This is a genomic window from Arthrobacter sp. PAMC25564, assembly GCF_004798705.1.
Taxonomy (GTDB): domain Bacteria; phylum Actinomycetota; class Actinomycetes; order Actinomycetales; family Micrococcaceae; genus Arthrobacter.
The window spans coordinates 254,810-271,441 of record NZ_CP039290.1 but is presented as its reverse complement, the minus strand read 5'-3'; the positions used below and the strand labels follow the sequence as shown (position 1 = coordinate 271,441).

Here is a 16,632-nt window from a genome sequence, read left to right as displayed (position 1 = left end):
TTTGTGGTCTTCGGGGAAAAGGTCCCGGCCGGCTGGCCGGGCTACTTTCCAGAGTTGTTAGAGCGGGCGGATGTTCTCAGCCTGCGGGCCCTTCGGGCCCTGGGTGACGTCGAACTCGACCTTCTGGTTCTCGTCCAGTGAGCGGTAGCCGCTGCTGGCGATTGCCGAGTAGTGGGCGAAAACGTCGGCCGACCCGTCATCCGGGGCGATGAAGCCAAAACCCTTTTCGGCGTTGAACCATTTAACTGTGCCTGTAGCCATGCCATATCCTTCTGAAACGCTGCTGATCTCCGGCGGCCCTGAGGCCAACGGCTGCGGAGACATTCGTCCGCTGTCCCCAACGTACGGGTCCCCGGCCCGCGGTGCAAGGGCCTAAGGCGGGGAGTTCGAATCGGCCGGGCGCTATAGTCGGGGCACGATGTCAACAATCTCGGTGGTCATCCCCTCGCGGAACGATGCAGAAATGCTGTCCGCGTGCCTGGCCGCGCTCGCCCGGCAGACCAGGCCCGCCGACGAAGTAATCGTGGTGGACAACGGCAGCAGAGACAACACCGCGGCAGTTTGCGCGGCGGCCGGTGTCCGGAGGATCGCCGTCGATCTGTCCGGGATCGCCGCGTCCACGGCGAAGGGGTTCGACGAAGCCACGTCCGAGGTGATCGCGCGGCTGGACACCGACTCGGTTCCCCCGACGGACTGGCTGGAGCGCGTCGAAGCCATCCTTGACGGGGCTGGCCCGTTCGCGGCCGTGACCGGCCCGGGGGATTTCTATGGCGGCAGCCGCTTTTCCCGCTGGCTGGGCCGGAATGTCTATATCGCCGGGTACTTCTGGGCGATCGGACACCTGCTCGGACACCCGCCGTTGTTCGGCTCGAACTTCGCCCTGCGCTCGGGGGTGTGGAAACTGATCCGTTGCTCGGTCAGCCGAGGACTGCCCCCGGTCCACGACGACCTCGACATTTCCTACCAGCTTCCCCCTGAGGTGACCGTCATTTGCGAGCCGACGCTTCGGGTTGGCGTCTCAGCGCGGCCCTTCGAGAGCTGGCAGGCCGTCGGCCGCCGGCTCTCGATGGCGTGGACGACGTTCCGGATCGAATTCGCCAAGGAGCCCCCGCTGCGGCGGCGCCGGCGTCGCAAACGCTGGGAACACGGGCACCCTGCCTAGCCAGTAGTGGCAAAGAGCGCGATCAGGTCCCGGCTGATCTGGTACGGCGAGGTTTCACTCGGGCTGTGCCCACCGCGGTACACCATGATCCGCGCACCAATCGACTGTGCAAAACGCCGGTGCAACGCCAGCGGCCAGAGGTCGTGTTCCCCGACGGCGACAAACTTCGGCAGGGTTGCGCGGGCCAGGACCGGACGGAGATCGGGCGCGTGCTGCATGAGGTCGAAGATGTCACTGACGGATTCGCGACGCGTCAACCGGAAACGGTCCTTGACGAACCGCAGGCGGCGCGGGGGAACCCTGTTGATGTTGCGGCGGATGCCCCAGATCGTCAGCGCCGCGCCGACACGGCCGGTGGCGTAGCGGCTGAGCCGGCCGATAATGCGCACTCCGAGGAAGCTCCGGTCCGGCTCGGGCGGGCAGCTGATCAGCGTCAGGCTGCGGAACTTCTCGGGGCGTTGCGCGAAGGCGATCTGCGCCACGATCGCGGCGAAGGAATACCCGACGACGTGCGCGGCGCCTTCACCGTCGTCGAGCATCGCGATGAGGTCATCGCGGAAGAGATCGTAATCGTAGTGGGCCCGCGGTGGCACCAGATGCTCGGGCCCGGCCCCGGCTGATTCGTACTGGCCGGCGATGTCGCAGCTGAGCACAAAATACCCGGCCGCCGCGAGCTCGGGCAGCATCAGGCCGAAGTCTTCCTTGGACCCGGTGGCCCCAGGGATAAGCAGCACCCGCGGGTTGCCGGGGTCTCCCATGACGATGGTTGCGAGCGTGCCGCTGGGTGCCTCGAAGTGGCCGCGCTCCGCGCCTTCGGGAAGGACGCTCCAGTCGACGTCGGGCAGGGCCGCATCGCGGCGCGCGGCGTCATCGACCACCGCGGAACCGCAGCCCTCAGGCTCGGGTTCGGGCAGGTCCTGTGTGTTGCGCTCTGCGGACGCCATGCACTAAACATAGCCCCGCCGGCCGGCGCATGCCGCAGCTCCCAGGGTGGCTGCCTTGGGACGGTTCCTAGGCGACTTTGCGCACAAAGGCGTGGATCCGCCGGTACACTTCCTGCGATTCCGGATAGCGGAAGTCCTGTTGCCAGGTGTGCTCGGTGTTCGCGTTGTCCCGGCCGTAGATGAGGGTGTCCACTTGGACCGCGTGTTCGCGCAGCCGGGCGATGAAGTTCAGGTTCGCGCCGTAGAAAAAGTCGCGCTCCGAGGTGGTCACGAAGACCGGCGGAAAGCGGGCGTCCAGCCATTCGATCGGCGAGAGGAAGCCGGCAGCCTCGCGGAGCGCTTCAAGCCTGCTGCCGCCGGTCCTGCCGCTGGCCCTACGGATCTGGCGGCCCCGGCTGCGGAAGCCGGGAAGCAGCATCCGGATGAAGTTCAGGCTCAGGACAAAGCCCCTGTCAAAGAAGACGGAGAAGTCCACTATGCTGCAGTGCTGGACCAGGCCCTTGAAGTCCGTGGATGGCACGGCAGGATTCAGCCCGTAGTGCCGGGCCAGTTCCGGGTGGAAACTGGCGGCGGTGAGGAGGGCCGCGATCTGGCCGCCGGCGGAGTCCCCGCCGAGGATGATCCGCGACGGGTCGCCGCCGAAACCTGCGATGTTCCTGCGGACCCAGGCCAAGGCGGCGTTGCCGTCCGCCAGGACGTGGAACATGTGGAAGCGCGGTGCCATGCGGTAGTTGACGTTGACCACCACCATGCCGCCCTCGGCCTGGCTGGCGCAGTATTTGGTCAACGGGGCCTTGTCTCCAGAGGTCCAGCCCCCGCCGTGGAAGTAGACGTAGACGGGCAGCGGACCGGCGGCGTCAGGTCCGCTGCCCGGGGTGCCGGCAGGTGCCGGGGTGATCACGTCGAGGCGGTGCGCCCGGATGCCGTCGCCCACGAAGTCGACGTCGTGGACGTACGTGACGGCGGTGATGGGATCGACGTTGAAGCGGGAGTTCTCGCTGGAGCGCACGGAATGCATCATCACCCGCCACGCCCAGACCGGTACCCGGCGCAGGACGTTCCTCGCGGCGATCATCACCGCACGGTTCCGGCCGCGCCGTCGACCGTGACGATCTGCCCGGTGCGCAGCCGGGTGGTGGCGTCCGGCACACCGACCACGGCCGGGATCCCGTACTCACGGGCCACCACGGCCCCGTGCGAGATGACGCCGCCCATCTCCATGACGAGCGCACCGGCGGTCATGAACAGCGGGGTCCAGCCGGGGTCGGTGGAGGGCGCCACCAGGATCTCCCCGGGCTCGAGGTGGGCGCCTACCGGGTCCATGATGACCCTGACCCTGCCGGTGGCGGTGCCGGCCGACGCCGGCGTTCCAGCCAGGGCGCCGGACGCCGGGGACTTCGCCATCAGGGCGGCCTCGACGTCGGTGCCGTCGGAGAGCAGGAGCCGCGGGATGCGCCGCCGTCGCAGTTCATTGCTGTAGAGCCGGCGGCGGTCCCGGACCAGTCCCTTCAGGTCCGCGCCGCGCAGGCCCACGCGTACCTCATCAAAGTCGAGGAAGAAGACGTCGTCCGCGGCCGCGACGGCCCCGGCCCCGGCGAGTTCGCTGCCGATCAGGAGGAGCTGGCGGCGCATCGCGGCAAGGGCCTGGACGATGAAGAACTTCGGCAGTTCGCGGAGCCCGGACAGCTGCCGCGCCCGGTGCAGGCAGAGCTCCACGAGCCGGGCGCGGAGCCGGCTCCGCGCCCGTGCCCGCTGCACGAGATCGCGGATCCGGTCCTCCGCATGGTCCACCGCCCGCGCGAACTGCCGGTCGGGGCCCTGTTCGGGGTCCTCCACGCGCAGGTAGTTGGAGATCATGCCGAGGATGTGGTCCGGCACTTCGGACCACCGCGGCATGCCGAGATCGATCTCGGCCACCGCACGGTGGCCGTAGCGCGCCAGGAAACCGCTCAGGCCCGCCTGCGCCACCGCCGGCAGCGTGCCGGCAGCAAAGCCGGCGGCCAGTTCCTCGGGGTTTTTCGCCAGGAAGACCTCGCGGGACGCCGGGTCCGCCCCGATGGCCACCGACAGTTGCCAGAGTTCAAGATCCATCTCGGTGGTCACGTTGTGCGGCAGCCCGCGCAACACTGCCTCCAGCTCGCGGGGCTTCGCAATGCCACGGAGCAGCCGGCGGGCCACGGCCAGCATGATGTAGCCGACCGAGGGCCCCGGCAGGGTGGCCAGGATCAGACCGTCAACAGTCCGGTCCAGGATGCGCTGGGTGTGATCGAGCCGGCGGAAGGCAGTGGCAGGTTCGGGCAGCGCCAGTTCCGCGTCGAGGCGCTTGCCGTAGGCCTGGGCCCGGGCCAGCTCCGCCTCGGGCCGCAGCGCCGCACCGATCAGGGCTGGAAGCAGCCGGAGAACCAGGAGAACGCTGTCTGTCCCCTCGCTGCTGGGGATGCCCCGGGCCGCGCCGGCCTTGGCGAGGGACTGGCGCAGGGTGCGTTTGCTGACGCTGAACCTCGGGTCCTCAAGCAACGCAGGAAAGACTGCCCCGGACCTCCCGTCCGCCAGCGGGAGGATCCGCTGCAGGTAGCTGCGGCCGTATTTGTTGTGCACCAGGGGCGTCAGGTCCACGTACATGCGAAGCCCGGGATTGACGTACTGCCAGGGGCCTTTGCGGTTCCTCACCGCGCCCAGCACCGAGAGTCCCATCGGCGTGATCGGGCGGGTGAGGCCCTGAAGCAACGTTCCGCACAGGTACACGCGGGTCCCGGCTGCGGGCCGCGATTCCGAGCCGGACGGTTCCGCGGCGGCCGGATCGGGCAAAGGGTAGAGCGTGGTGATCGGGCGCGACTGGGTCAGCCAGAGCTTCCCGCCGGCGTCGATGACCCATTCAATGTCCTGGGGCGTGCCGAACAGCCGCTGGACCGTGTCTCCCAGCGAGGTGAGTTCACGGATCTGGGCATCCACCAGGCTCGGCCGCCGCCCGGGTTCCTTCCCTCCCGGCGAGCGGAGAAGGACCTGGCCAGTGGCCGTTTCCACCACGAAATGGTCGGGATTCACCGCGCCGGATACCACCGCCTGCCCCGGCCCGGGACTCGCGTCGATGACCGTTTCGGTCCGGGTGCCGGTGACAGGATTGGCCGTGAACAGCACTCCGGCGGCGGCGGCGTGGACGACGTCCTGGACGACGACGGCGAGGCCGGCGTCGCGGTGGCTGACCCCGTTGGCGGAGCGGTAGGCAACGGCCCGTTCGGTCCAGAGCGAGGCCCAGCAGCGCCGGACGGCCTGGACCACGGCGTCAGCGCCCACGATGTCGAGGTAGGAATCCTGCTGCCCGGCGAAGCTGGTGAGCGGGAGGTCCTCAGCTGTGGCCGAGGATCGGACCGCCACCGCGGGCGAGGCGCCCAGTCCGGCGTAGGCCTTGCGGACGGCGGCGTCCACCTCGTGGGGGATTGGCGCTGTCACGACCATCTCCCGCGCCCGCCTGGCCAGCTCACCCAGTTCCTCGCCAGCCGGAGCTTTCTCCGGGCCGGCGCCGTCGAGGTGCGCCGCCAAGGCATCCAGCTCCGGCGGCGCCGCCATCCGGTACGCAGAGGTAGTGAGGCAGAACCCGCGCGGCACAGGGAGGCCTGCGGCCACCAGTTTGCCGAGGTTCAGTGCCTTTCCGCCGACCAGGGACAGGGGCGCGGAGCCCAGATCACGGAGGTCCAGTACCAGGCTGTCCTGCCCGTTGATGCCTGCAGAACCCACTTTTTGCTCCCTCGCTAGCCAGCCTCCGCGTCGCCGGCGTCCTCCCACTGCACATCGAGGTTGCGGAATGTCGGCGGGCCATCGCACAGGGCAGCCATCTTCGCGGCGAAGTCGGATGTCTCGGGCCGGTTGGAGTTTTCCATCGCCGATTCATAGGAATCGAATTCGACGATAGTGAGGTAAGTTCCGGGTCGGTCGCGGTCTGCGGTGGCCATGATCCGGCGGAAAGTGGGGGCAGTGGTCCCTTCGGTCCGTGACGGACGGCCGAGTGCCTCGACCTCCTCGATGCGGGACGTCTGGAATTCGATGATCTGCACAAACCCGGCCATGATGGCTCCTCGGTGGCGGCGGTGGATGCTGATGCGCTTCACGCTAGACCCGTGGTGTTTGGAGTGCAAGGGCCCGCGCCAGAGGCCGCACACGGGCACGGCACCGCCGCCGTCGGGAGCCATGCCGGGCGCTCCGGCTACGGGGTGAGCAGGACCTTGATGGCGCGGCGTTCATCCATGGCACGGTAGGCCTCGGGAGCTTCCTCCAGCGGCATAACGACGTCGAACACGCGGCCCGGATTGATCGTGCCGGCCAGCACATCGGCCAGCAGTTCGGGGATGTAGGTCCGGGCCGGGGCCATTCCGCCGGCGATGGAGATGTTCGTGTCGAACAGGTAGCGCAGCGGGGCCTCGGCGCCACCGGTCGGGACGCCGACGAAGCCCAGCGCGCCGCCCGGACGGACGCTGTGGAGCGCCTGATCCATGGATTCCTTGGTCCCGACGCACTCGAGCACGGAGTCGGCCAGCACCCCGCCGAGGAGTTCGCGGACCTTCGCCACGCCTTCCTCGCCGCGTTCGGCCACGATGTCCGTGCCGCCGAACTCGCGGGCTATGGCCTGGCGGTCGGCGTGGCGGGACATGGCGATGATCCGCTCGGCGCCCAGCCGCTTCGCCGCCAGCACGCCGCAGAGCCCGACGGCGCCGTCGCCGACCACAACGACGGTCCTGCCCGGGCCGGCCTTGGCGGCGAGGGCCGCGTGGTGGCCGGTGGCCATCACATCGGAGAGCGTCAGCAGGCTGGCGCGCAGGGCGGCGTCCGGCTCGGTGATGCCCGGAACCTTGACCAGGGTGGACTCGGCCAGCGGAACGCGGACCGCTTCGCCCTGGCCGCCGTCGACCGCGAGCCCGGTGTCGTCCTTGCCGCCCCACCCGGCCAGGTGGTCGCAGGCGACGGTGACTCCGTTGCGGCACTGGGGGCATTCGCCGCAGCTGATCACGAACGGTGCGATCACGAAGTCACCTACGGCGAGCTCGGTGACGTCGTCGCCGATGCTTTCGACCGTCCCGATGAACTCGTGACCGATCGCTGATGGTTTGTGGGTGGGCCTGACCCCGCGGTAGGGCCACAGGTCGGAGCCGCAGACGCAGGACGCGGTCACTTTCACAACGACGTCGGAGGGCAGCAGGACGGTGGGGTAGTCGCGGTCTTCGACCCGGATGTCGCCGGGGGCGTGGATGATGGTGGCGCGCATGAAGGCTCCTCGCATGGTGGTGGGCAGGCTTGGACCGAGTTTAGTCCTCCCGGGCCGCCGGGGTCCTTGATCTGCGGTACGGCCCTTGTGCTTGGCACCCTTCCTGCCCTTGTATTGATCGCCAGGGGCACCAGCACGAACCGCATCAATCTGGCCGCCGCATCGGTGGCCTCCTGAAAGGAACTGACATGACCTATACGCTCCCCGCCAATATCACGGAACGGCCCATTACCGTCATCGGCGGCGGCACCCTGGGCCGGCGCATCGCCTTGATGCTTTCGCTCCAAGGCGCCGAAGTGCGCGTCTACGACACAAGCCTCGCCGTAGCCAAAGCCGCTATCGAGTACATTGCAACCCAGCGCCACCGCGCCGTCGAAGAGCTCGGGGGCAACCAGGCGGTCCGGCTCGCGGCGAGGGACAACCTCGTGGACGCCCTCCGGGATTCGTGGCTCGTGGTCGAGTCGGTCCCCGAAAAGCTTGGCCTTAAGCAGGCAATCTTCGCTGACCTTGACCAGTTGGCAGCCCCGGACGCCGTGCTGGCCAGCAACTCTTCCTCGTTCGCTTCCTCCGAATTCATCGGCGGAGTGAACAGCCCGGAGCGTGTCCTGAACATGCACTTCTACATGCCGCCGGCGGTGCGTTCGGTGGAGCTGATGTCCAGCGGCCACACCGACCCGCGGATTATCGGGCTGCTCATGGCCGAGCTGCCCAGGTACGCGCTGATCCCGCACCTGGTGCGCAAGCAAAGTACCGGCTTCATCTTCAACCGGATCTGGGCAGCGATCAAGCGCGAATCGCTCCTCGTCGTGGCCGAGGGAGTGGCGGAGCCGCAGGACGTGGACGCCTTGTTCGCCGACATCTTCAAATCGGAAACCACTCCTTTCCGCTTTATGGACGAGGTCGGACTGGATGTGGTCCTGGACATTGAGAACCACTACTGCGAGCTGGCCGGGGTTGAGAACAAATCGGCCCCCATGCTGCAGGAGTACATCGCCAAGGGCTGGCTGGGGGTTAAGAGCAGCCGCGGCTTCTACAACGACTACGCCTGACCCCCAGCTGACCCCGCACCGGACCCGCATCACAAGCAACGCGGGGTCAGTTACGGCCCATTTGCCCGCCATGAATGGGCCGTAGCTGACCCCGCGTTGCTTTATGCCCCACTCCGCCACCCACCCGGGTAGCCGCCCAAGCCCCGCATAGTCCACCCGGTCAGGTGGTTGCGGGCCACTCCGGCTGCTGAGCCACACTGAGATCAGTCCTCAATGTGGCTTGGATCACAGTCAAATGTTGAGGAATACGCAGCTTGTGTCACCGCGCCCCAACATACAAAGGAGTATCAATGGAACGGCTCATTAACATCGACAACGGTGGGACACTGACCGATATCTGTGTCTGGGATGGCGAGAATTTTTCGTTCACCAAGACGCTCACCACGCCCTTTGACCTCTCCCAGTGTCTCTTCGACGGCATGGCCAAAGCATCCAAGGAGATCTTCGGCGAAGAGGATCTCCCCGGGCTGCTGCACTCAACCCGCCACATCCGGTACTCCACCACCCAAGGCACCAATGCCCTCGTGGAACGTAAGGGACCCCGGATCGGCATCCTTACCGACAGCCCTGTCCTGGCCGAAGAACTTCGCAAGGGCCACGCCGCAGCGGAGCTGTTCGAAGACCTCGTCGGAACCCGCGTGGCCGTCATCAACGCAGGGCAGGACGTTGAGGCGCTCGCCCAGGAAATTGTGAAGCAGGTCAACCGGCTGACGACCGACGGCGCCGCGCGGCTGGTCATCGCGATGGCGGACAGGGACAAGGAGAAGGCCGTCAAAGGCATCCTGCTGCGGAAGTTCCCCCGGCACCTGCTGGGCTCGGTACCCATTCTGTTCTCCTGGGAATTCACGCCCGACACTGTCCAGGGGCGCCGCGTCTGGTCCGGAATCATCAACTCCTTCCTGCATCCCACCATGGAGCGGTTCCTCTACAGCACCGAGCACCGGCTCCGGGACCACAAGGTCAAGAACCCGCTCCTGATCTACCGCAATGACGGGGCTTCCTCACGAGTGGCCAAATCTGTCGCGTTGAAGACCTACTCTTCCGGCCCCCGCGGCGGGCTGGAAGGTACAAAGGCACTCTCCGAGGCCTACGGACTCGCGCATGTGCTGATGATCGACGTCGGCGGCACAACCACCGATGTCGGCTCGGTGAAGAACTCAACCATCTCCACCGACCGCAGAGGCTCCATCCAGGGTGTCCCGGTTTCCTTCGAGATGAGCAACGTCCACTCCAGCGGCGTCGGCGGCAGTTCAGTCATCGCAGTCCGCGACGGCGCCATCACCGTCGGCCCGGAGAGCGTCGGAGCCGCCCCTGGCCCTGCTTGTTTTGGTTTTGGGGGCAAGCAGGCCACCATCACGGACGTGAATCTGCTGCTGGGCGTCCTGGACCCGGACACCTACCTCGATGGCGGGTTCAGCCTTGACGCCGAACGCTCCCGCGCGGTCATCACCGAAGTGATTGCGGACCCTTTGGGGATCACCCTGAACGACGCGCTGATCCGGATGGAGGCCGCCTACTTCGAACGCATGGCGAAGTCCTTCGCCGATGATATCGAGGATGCGGATGCCACGACGGTGGCCGCATTCGGCGGGGCGGGCCCCATGAGTGCGTGCGGTGCGGCACGGATCGCCGGCGTCCGCCGGGTCCTGGTGCCCCGGATGGCCGCGGTCTTCTCGGCCTTCGGGATCGGCTTCTCCGACATCGCGCAGACCTATGAGGCGAACGTCGCGGGGCTGGACACCGAAGGGTTCTCAGCCGCCAAGGCGGCACTCCTGGCCCGGGCGGCGCGGGACATGTTCCAGGAGGGCCATGACATCGGCGACTGCCGGCTCGAATGGAATGTTGTGCTGGAAGACGCCGAAGGCCAGCTGGTCTCGGAGCTCCCCTACCTGGAATCCGACCCGCAGCCCGCCAGCGGCGAACACAACACCATGCTGACCCTGACCGCCCGCTTCGAACTGCCGCACGCGTCGATCAGGCGGGCCGAAGCACTGGCGAAGCAGCCCGCCGTCGCCGCCTCCACCCGGACCGTCCGCTCCGCCGTCGACAAGGTCGATGAGGTGCCGGTATTCGAACTGGAGCGCCAAACCGCCGGAGCCTCAGCCGCGGGCCCGGCCATCGTGGAGGGCCCCTATTTCACGGCCCGCGTGCCGCATGGCTGGACCTTCGATGTGACGGTCTCCGGTGACCTCATGCTTACAGACACCATCCAGAAGTGACCCCCACACGACCATCAGCAAGAAAACAGGTGAGACACGCTATGCGGATTCCAATGACGGAATATCTGATCATCGACCTCGACACGGAGCGGTGGACCTGCAGGGTCTGCAGCCATGACCTCGGCGACGCCCGGGGCAACTACAAAGAGGGAACCCTGGTTTACGACCGGGACCCAAGAGACATCCACCAGTCGATCCTTGACCCGGAAAAGTACGAGTTCACCTTCGCTCCGGACCCCACTTTCTGCAGGATTCTCGAGTTCTACTGCCCGGGTTGCGGGACACAGATGGAAACCGAGTACGTGCCGCCGGGACACCCGCCGACAGTGGACATGCTCTGGGATATCGACTCGCTCCGCGAACAGTGGACGAAGCGTGGAACCAACCCGGAGACCGTCATCAACTACGGACCCGGCGAAGAGGCCGTTGCCGACTTCAGCCCGGCACTTGGCTCGTACAACAGCCTGTCCCCGTCCGCCCCCCACTCGCACAGCTAAGGAAACCACTGGTCATGAAACGAATTTCCGTTGACATCGGCGGTACATTTACCGACTGTTTCTTCGCCTGGGACGGCCAATACGTTGAAGCAAAGGCGCTGACAACACACCACAACCTGGCCCAGGGCTTCAACGAAGCACTCGACCTCGCCTGCTCGCGAGCCGGACTGGACCGGGACCTCGTCCTGAAGGAAGTCGATTCCGTCCGCTATGCCACCACCCTCGGCACCAATGCCCTCATCGAAGGCAAGGGCCCGCGGGTTGGCGCCCTCGTGACCCACGGTTTCGAGGACACCATCCCGCTCTCCCGGGGCCGCGGCTACGGCGAAGGGCTGGATCCTTCGAAGCAGCAGAACATGCCGGATGCCACCCGCCCCGATCCGCTCGTGCCCCGTGCCCTGATCCGCTCGGTGAAGGAGCGCATCAACTCCGCCGGCAATGTGGTCGTTTCGCTGATGGAAGACGATGTCCGGATCCAGGTGCGCGAACTCGTGGATGCCGGAGCGGAGGCGATCGTCGTCTCGCTGGTCAACTCGACCGAAAACCCGGTCCATGAGCAGCAGATCCTGGAGATCATCCTCGACGAGTACCCGGCCCACGAGCTCGGCGCCATCCCCGTCCTGTTGGGAAGCCAGGTGTCCGGCCGAAAAGGCGAGTACGTCCGGGCGACGTCGACGATTGTTGACGCCTTCCTGCACGAGATCATGTTCCACGCCCTCGGGCAGCTGTCCAACAACCTGCGTTCGTCCGGCTACGACAAACCCATGCTGGTCATCCACAACTCAGGCGGTATGGCGCAATCCAACTCGACGGATGCCCTGCAGACCATCCATTCCGGCCCCATCGCCGGCGTGGGGGCGGCCCAGCACCTGGCTGACAGCACCGGCCTGGGCAACGTGATCTCGACGGATATGGGCGGCACGTCCTTCGACATCGGACTGGTTCCCGAGGGCGGGGTCAAGCACTACGACTTCCAGCCGACCATCGGACGCTGGCTGGTCTCGGTTCCCATGATCCACCTGCTGACCCTGGGCGCGGGCGGCGGCTCGATCGCCAGCTACGACCGGATCCACCACTCGGTGCAGATCGGGCCGGAATCGGCCGGCTCAGACCCGGGCCCCGCCTGCTACGACCGCGGCGGCCTCCGCCCGACTGTCACGGACGCCGACCTGGTCCTGGGCTACCTCGATCCGGACAACTACGCCAACGGCTACATCAAGCTCAACAAGAAGCGTTCCATCTATGCCATCGACGAGGTGCTCTCCGATGAGCTGGACATGGACACCATCCAGGTCGCCAAAATCATCAAGAATTCCGTCGACGAGCAGATGGCGATCGGCATGTCGAAGGAACTGCGTGTCCGGGGCTACCTGCCGGAAGATTTCACCATGCTGGCCTATGGCGGCAACGGACCCCTGCACGCCTGCGGCATCGCCGATCATGCAGGGATCCGCAGGATCCTCGCCCCGCCCTTCTCCTCGGTCTTCTCGGCCTGCGGTGCCGGCAACATGAAACCCCTCCATATCCACGAGCGGGGCTCCCACGTGGTCCTGTACAACCCCACGGACCGCAGCCTCTACAACAGCTACGGCGAACTGAACCGTGTCATCCAGGAGCTCGAGGCAAAGGGCAGGGAGGACCTGGTCCGCCAGGGCTACAACCCCGCCGACATCCGCCACAGCCTCGAGATGGACCTGCGTTACGGCAACCAGCTGGTGACCACGGCAGTCGTCTTCGACATCAACCGCGTGAACGGCGTCGCCGACGTGCTCCATCTGATCCGGACGTTCTCCGACATCTACGGCCAGCGCTACGGGGCCGGAAGCCAGGCCCCCGAGGCCGGGATCAGGGCACAGACCGTGCGGGTTTCGTCCTATGTGGACGGGGACGTGGTCAAGTTCGACTCGATCGACTCCGGGCATGACCGGACCATGCCGTCGCCGATCGGCACCCGGCAGGTCCACTTCGTGAAGATCGACGGAGCCGTCGACACGCCCGTCTATGACGCCGAGGCCCTGCACCACCAGCACGTCATCCACGGCCCGGCGATCGTGACGACCGAAAACACCACCTATCTCGTCGAGCCGGCCTGGCGCCTGGAGCCGACATCCCAGGGCGCCGTGTGGTTCCTCAAAGACTGATCCGTGCCTGGCGGATCCCCAACCTCCCCTCCCGCTACTCCCATTGAAGGAGCTAGACAGCAATGACGCTTACAGCAAATGAAAACAGCACCGTTGGTGGAGCCGACGACGCGGCCGCCGGCGGCACCGCCCAGCCGCTGACCGCCCAGGAACAGCAGTGGGTCGACCAGTTCATGGACGAAACCACCCTCTTCCTCGGCCCGGACCCTGCCATCATGCGCAGCCACCAGATCACCTCCCGCTCGGCCTACGAAGAGGAGTGCATCGCCAAGGGCGTGGATCCCATCAAGGTCGACCGGATCCGCAAACGGCTTGCCGGCGCCCTCGACGAAGGCTACGAAATGTGCGAGGCCATGGGTGCCGCTCCCGGCGCAAAGTGGGGGGACCTGACGACGGCGATCTACACCGCCGAGGGTGACGTCACCTACCTGTCCTGCCACGGAGTCATCGCGTTCTCCGCGATCCTGCACCACCCGATCCGCTACATCATGAAGTACTGGAAGGACGAACCGACCGTCGGGATCAACCCCGGCGACGGGTTCATCCACAATGATGCCCGGTACGGGAACGTCCACAACACGGACCAGTCGATGATCACCCCGATCATGCGCGACGGCAAGATCATCGCGTGGGTCGCGGCAACGATCCACGAGGGCGAGAACGGCGCCTGCGAGCCGGGCGGAATGCCGTCAGGCTCGGAGACCCCGTTCGACGACGGACTGCGGATGTCCCCGTTCAAGATCGTTGAGAAGGGCGAGCTTCGCCGGGATCTGCTGACCTTCCTGCAGCACTCGGTCCGCGACCCCAAACTGCAGCTGGCGGACCTCAAGGTCAAGATCGGTGCCGTCCAGCGGATCCAGGAACGCGTTGACAGCATCATTGAAGAAGTGGGCGTTGAGACGTTCGTAGCCGCGCTGCGGGTCACCGTTGAGGATGTGGAGCAGGAAGTCAAACGCCGCATCAGCGAGCTCCCCGACGGAACCGTGTCCTTCAACCAGTTCATGGACTCCACGCTCAAAGAAAACATCCTGATCAAATTCGCCTGCAAGGTCACGGTCAAGGGCGACAAAATGACGGTCGACCTGAGGGGAACGGGCCCGGAAATCCTCAACCGGGCCATCAATTCCCCGCTGTGTTCGGTCAAGTCCATGATGATGCAGGCGATCCTGGCGTTCTGGTGGCCGGACCTGCCACGGTGTACCTCGGCGATGTCGCCGATCGATATCATCTCGGATGAACACACCTGGGCCGACGCCGGTTACGATGCGCCGATGGGGCAGTCGCTGCAGGCCTCGTTCCGCGGGTTCTCGGCCCTGCAGACGGCCTTCGCCAAGATGCAGTTCTCCAACCCGGAGAAGTTCTCCAACGTGCTGGCCCCGTGGTTCAACCAGATCAACACCTTCCTCTGGGGAGGCCTGACCCAGCACGGGGACCAGGTGGGCAACCTGTGTGCGGACCTCAACGGGATGGGCGGCGGGGCCAAGGCGTTCCGCGATGGTGAAGATGCCGTTTCCCCGCTGTTCTGCGCCATGGCTGACACCGCTGAACAGGAAGTCATGGAGGAGGAAGTCCCCTTCATGCAGCTGGTCAGCAAGCGGATCGTCCGCGACAACCAGGGCTTCGGCAAGAACAGCGGCGGCATGGGCTACGAGATGATCGTCGCCGCCGAAGGGACGCCGATGTGGGGCTTCATGACCGTCACCTCGGGGTCCAAGTTCTCCTCCGTCACCGGGATGTTCGGCGGTTATGGCTGCAGCACAAACCCGCTTGCCATGGTCAAGGGCATCAACATCTACGACATCATCCGCAAGGATTCCAGCAAGTTCGACTTGTCCATGGAGCGGATCATGAACGACCAGCCCTACGAGGGTGGCAAGTACAGCACCGCCCACATGGGCCTGCAGTTCGACGTCGCAAAGGACGGTGAGCTGTACATGATCGCCCAGGGTTCCGGCGGCGGCTACGGCGACGTCCTGGAACGCGACCCCGAGGCGGTCGCCAAGGATCTGGAGCTCGGCCGCATTTCAGCGAAGGTCGCCACCAGCATCTACGGCGTCGTCTGGAATCCTGACACCTTCGTGGTGGACCAGGAGGCAACCACCCGGTTGCGTTATGACTGCCGGCAGGCCCGGATCGCCCGAGGCAAGCCGTACAAGGAGTTCCTGGAGGGCTACGTGAAGGCCGAACCCCCGAAGGATCTGCTCTACTACGGGTCTTGGGGCGACGATACCGACGAGCTCACCGCCACCCATTTCACCAGCAACGGCCCGGAACGGGTCAAGGCGACCGTCGACAAACTGCCGCTGATCATGCTCCCGGACCGCAGGGAAGTGAAGATCACCGCGTTGGAGGACCGGATCCGCGAGCTCGAAACCAAGCACGGTGAAGTTGTCCAGCGCAAGTCCTAGCCCGTCAGCGTCCTGACTCAGGACGCACCAACCCCAAAAGCCTTCAGCGCCGCATGCGCCGGAATCCCGGACGGTGCGGCGCTGGAGGCCTTTCACAGCCACAGTCCGGAGAGAGACAAATGACCACCACCACTGCCGCCACACTTGCCAATGTTGTTGCCGCACCTCCGTCAGGCCGGCCGAAAGCCGTGCTGTTCGACCACCACGACTACGCGTCTTCCGTCATTCTTCGCGGCCGGCCCGTCCCCTGGGACAACGCCACCGCTTACGCGGCCTTCTTCGCCCAGGCGCAGGGGCTGCTCCGGCCGGACGCAGCCCTCCTGGACCTGAACCGGCTCTATGGCCACCTGACCGCCGGCAACACCGGACTCGAGACCGCCATGGCGGCCAGATCGCGGACCGGCTACGCCCTGCGGACCTTGCTGGGAGACGACGACGTCAACCGGGCGGTGCTGGACTTTGTTACCGCGTTCGCCAAGACAGCCCGCCAGCCAGTGGTCCTGCGCATCCCCTCGCCGATGGAATGGCTCATTGGTACACACCACTTCTCGGGCGCGGACGACACCAGCGGGCTTGACGCCGACAACGCGGAGAACGCCTCCATGTATGTCAGCGACTGGCTGCGTGCCTTCGCCGGGCTGCCCATCGCAGGACTCCTGCTGGACAACCGGACGCCCGCCGGTTCCCGGCGCAACGTGACGGTGTCGCTCGAGGCCTACACCCCGATTTCCAACCTTGCCGTCAACTACCGCTGGACCCTGGGGCAGCTCGACGACGACCAGGTGAACCTGCACGGAGAAACCGCGGTGGGCGCGTATATCCCTTCAAGGTTCTGGCTGGAACGGGAGGTGGAGCTCCCGGCCGGGGACTTCTACCTGAGCTCGATCCCAAGCGCCGCTTCGCCGGAAGGCGTATTGGCCCGGCTGGAAACCCTGGGGTAGCCGGCCCTGCGTGC

The 16,632-nt window shown here is 66.1% G+C and carries 13 protein-coding genes; 7 read left to right on the top strand and 6 right to left on the bottom strand.

Annotated features, from left to right (window positions below; all coding sequences use genetic code 11):
• Positions 1-57: 57 nt before the first annotated feature.
• Entirely contained in the window at positions 58-261 is a 204-nt protein-coding gene (locus E5206_RS01220) for a cold-shock protein (RefSeq protein WP_013599688.1), read from the bottom strand.
• Positions 262-418: 157 nt separating this feature from the next.
• Here E5206_RS01220 and E5206_RS01215 point away from each other — a divergent pair, with 157 nt between their 5' ends.
• On the top strand, positions 419-1,162 hold the full coding sequence (locus tag E5206_RS01215) for a glycosyltransferase family 2 protein (RefSeq protein ID WP_136320892.1): 744 nt from the start codon (positions 419-421) through the stop codon (positions 1,160-1,162).
• Here E5206_RS01215 and E5206_RS01210 read toward each other — a convergent pair.
• The 5 genes from E5206_RS01210 to E5206_RS01190 form a co-directional block, all read right to left on the bottom strand.
• Positions 1,159-2,106, bottom strand: a complete 948-nt coding sequence (locus E5206_RS01210) for an alpha/beta hydrolase (protein WP_136320891.1) — start codon at positions 2,104-2,106, stop codon at positions 1,159-1,161. The two genes, E5206_RS01215 and E5206_RS01210, sit on opposite strands and share 4 nt — an antisense overlap.
• Positions 2,107-2,173: 67 nt before the next feature.
• A complete protein-coding gene (locus tag E5206_RS01205) occupies positions 2,174-3,181 on the bottom strand; it encodes an alpha/beta hydrolase (protein ID WP_240689876.1) in 1,008 nt (335 codons plus the stop codon).
• Positions 3,181-5,841, bottom strand: a complete 2,661-nt coding sequence (locus E5206_RS01200) for a PEP/pyruvate-binding domain-containing protein (RefSeq protein WP_240689874.1) — start codon at positions 5,839-5,841, stop codon at positions 3,181-3,183. The genes E5206_RS01205 and E5206_RS01200 overlap by 1 nt, the downstream gene beginning before the upstream one ends.
• A 14-nt stretch (positions 5,842-5,855) precedes the next feature.
• Complete coding sequence (locus tag E5206_RS01195) at positions 5,856-6,212, bottom strand: hypothetical protein (RefSeq protein ID WP_240689872.1); 357 nt, start codon at positions 6,210-6,212, stop codon at positions 5,856-5,858.
• Between the two features lie 95 nt (positions 6,213-6,307).
• Positions 6,308-7,363, bottom strand: coding sequence for a zinc-dependent alcohol dehydrogenase family protein (locus E5206_RS01190; RefSeq protein ID WP_136320890.1), 1,056 nt, complete (start codon positions 7,361-7,363; stop codon positions 6,308-6,310).
• A gap of 188 nt (positions 7,364-7,551) precedes the next feature.
• Between E5206_RS01190 and E5206_RS01185 the strand changes: the two genes are divergently transcribed.
• From E5206_RS01185 to E5206_RS01160, 6 genes are all read left to right on the top strand, one after another.
• Entirely contained in the window at positions 7,552-8,412 is an 861-nt protein-coding gene (locus E5206_RS01185) for a 3-hydroxyacyl-CoA dehydrogenase family protein (protein ID WP_136320889.1), read from the top strand.
• A 290-nt stretch (positions 8,413-8,702) separates the two neighbouring features.
• On the top strand, positions 8,703-10,631 hold the full coding sequence (locus tag E5206_RS01180) for a hydantoinase/oxoprolinase family protein (RefSeq protein ID WP_136320888.1): 1,929 nt from the start codon (positions 8,703-8,705) through the stop codon (positions 10,629-10,631).
• Positions 10,632-10,684: 53 nt separating this feature from the next.
• Positions 10,685-11,128 (top strand): acetone carboxylase subunit gamma, encoded by a 444-nt coding sequence (locus E5206_RS01175; protein ID WP_240689870.1) that lies wholly within the window; start codon positions 10,685-10,687, stop codon positions 11,126-11,128.
• A 14-nt stretch (positions 11,129-11,142) separates the two neighbouring features.
• A complete protein-coding gene (locus E5206_RS01170) occupies positions 11,143-13,269 on the top strand; it encodes a hydantoinase/oxoprolinase family protein (protein WP_136320886.1) in 2,127 nt (708 codons plus the stop codon).
• A gap of 62 nt (positions 13,270-13,331) precedes the next feature.
• Positions 13,332-15,677 carry a hydantoinase B/oxoprolinase family protein gene (locus E5206_RS01165; RefSeq protein ID WP_136320885.1) on the top strand — a complete coding sequence of 782 codons (2,346 nt, stop codon included), beginning with the start codon at positions 13,332-13,334 and terminating at the stop codon, positions 15,675-15,677.
• Positions 15,678-15,796: 119 nt separating this feature from the next.
• Complete coding sequence (locus tag E5206_RS01160; protein WP_136320884.1) at positions 15,797-16,618, top strand: hypothetical protein; 822 nt, start codon at positions 15,797-15,799, stop codon at positions 16,616-16,618.
• The last annotated feature ends 14 nt before the right edge of the window (positions 16,619-16,632 follow it).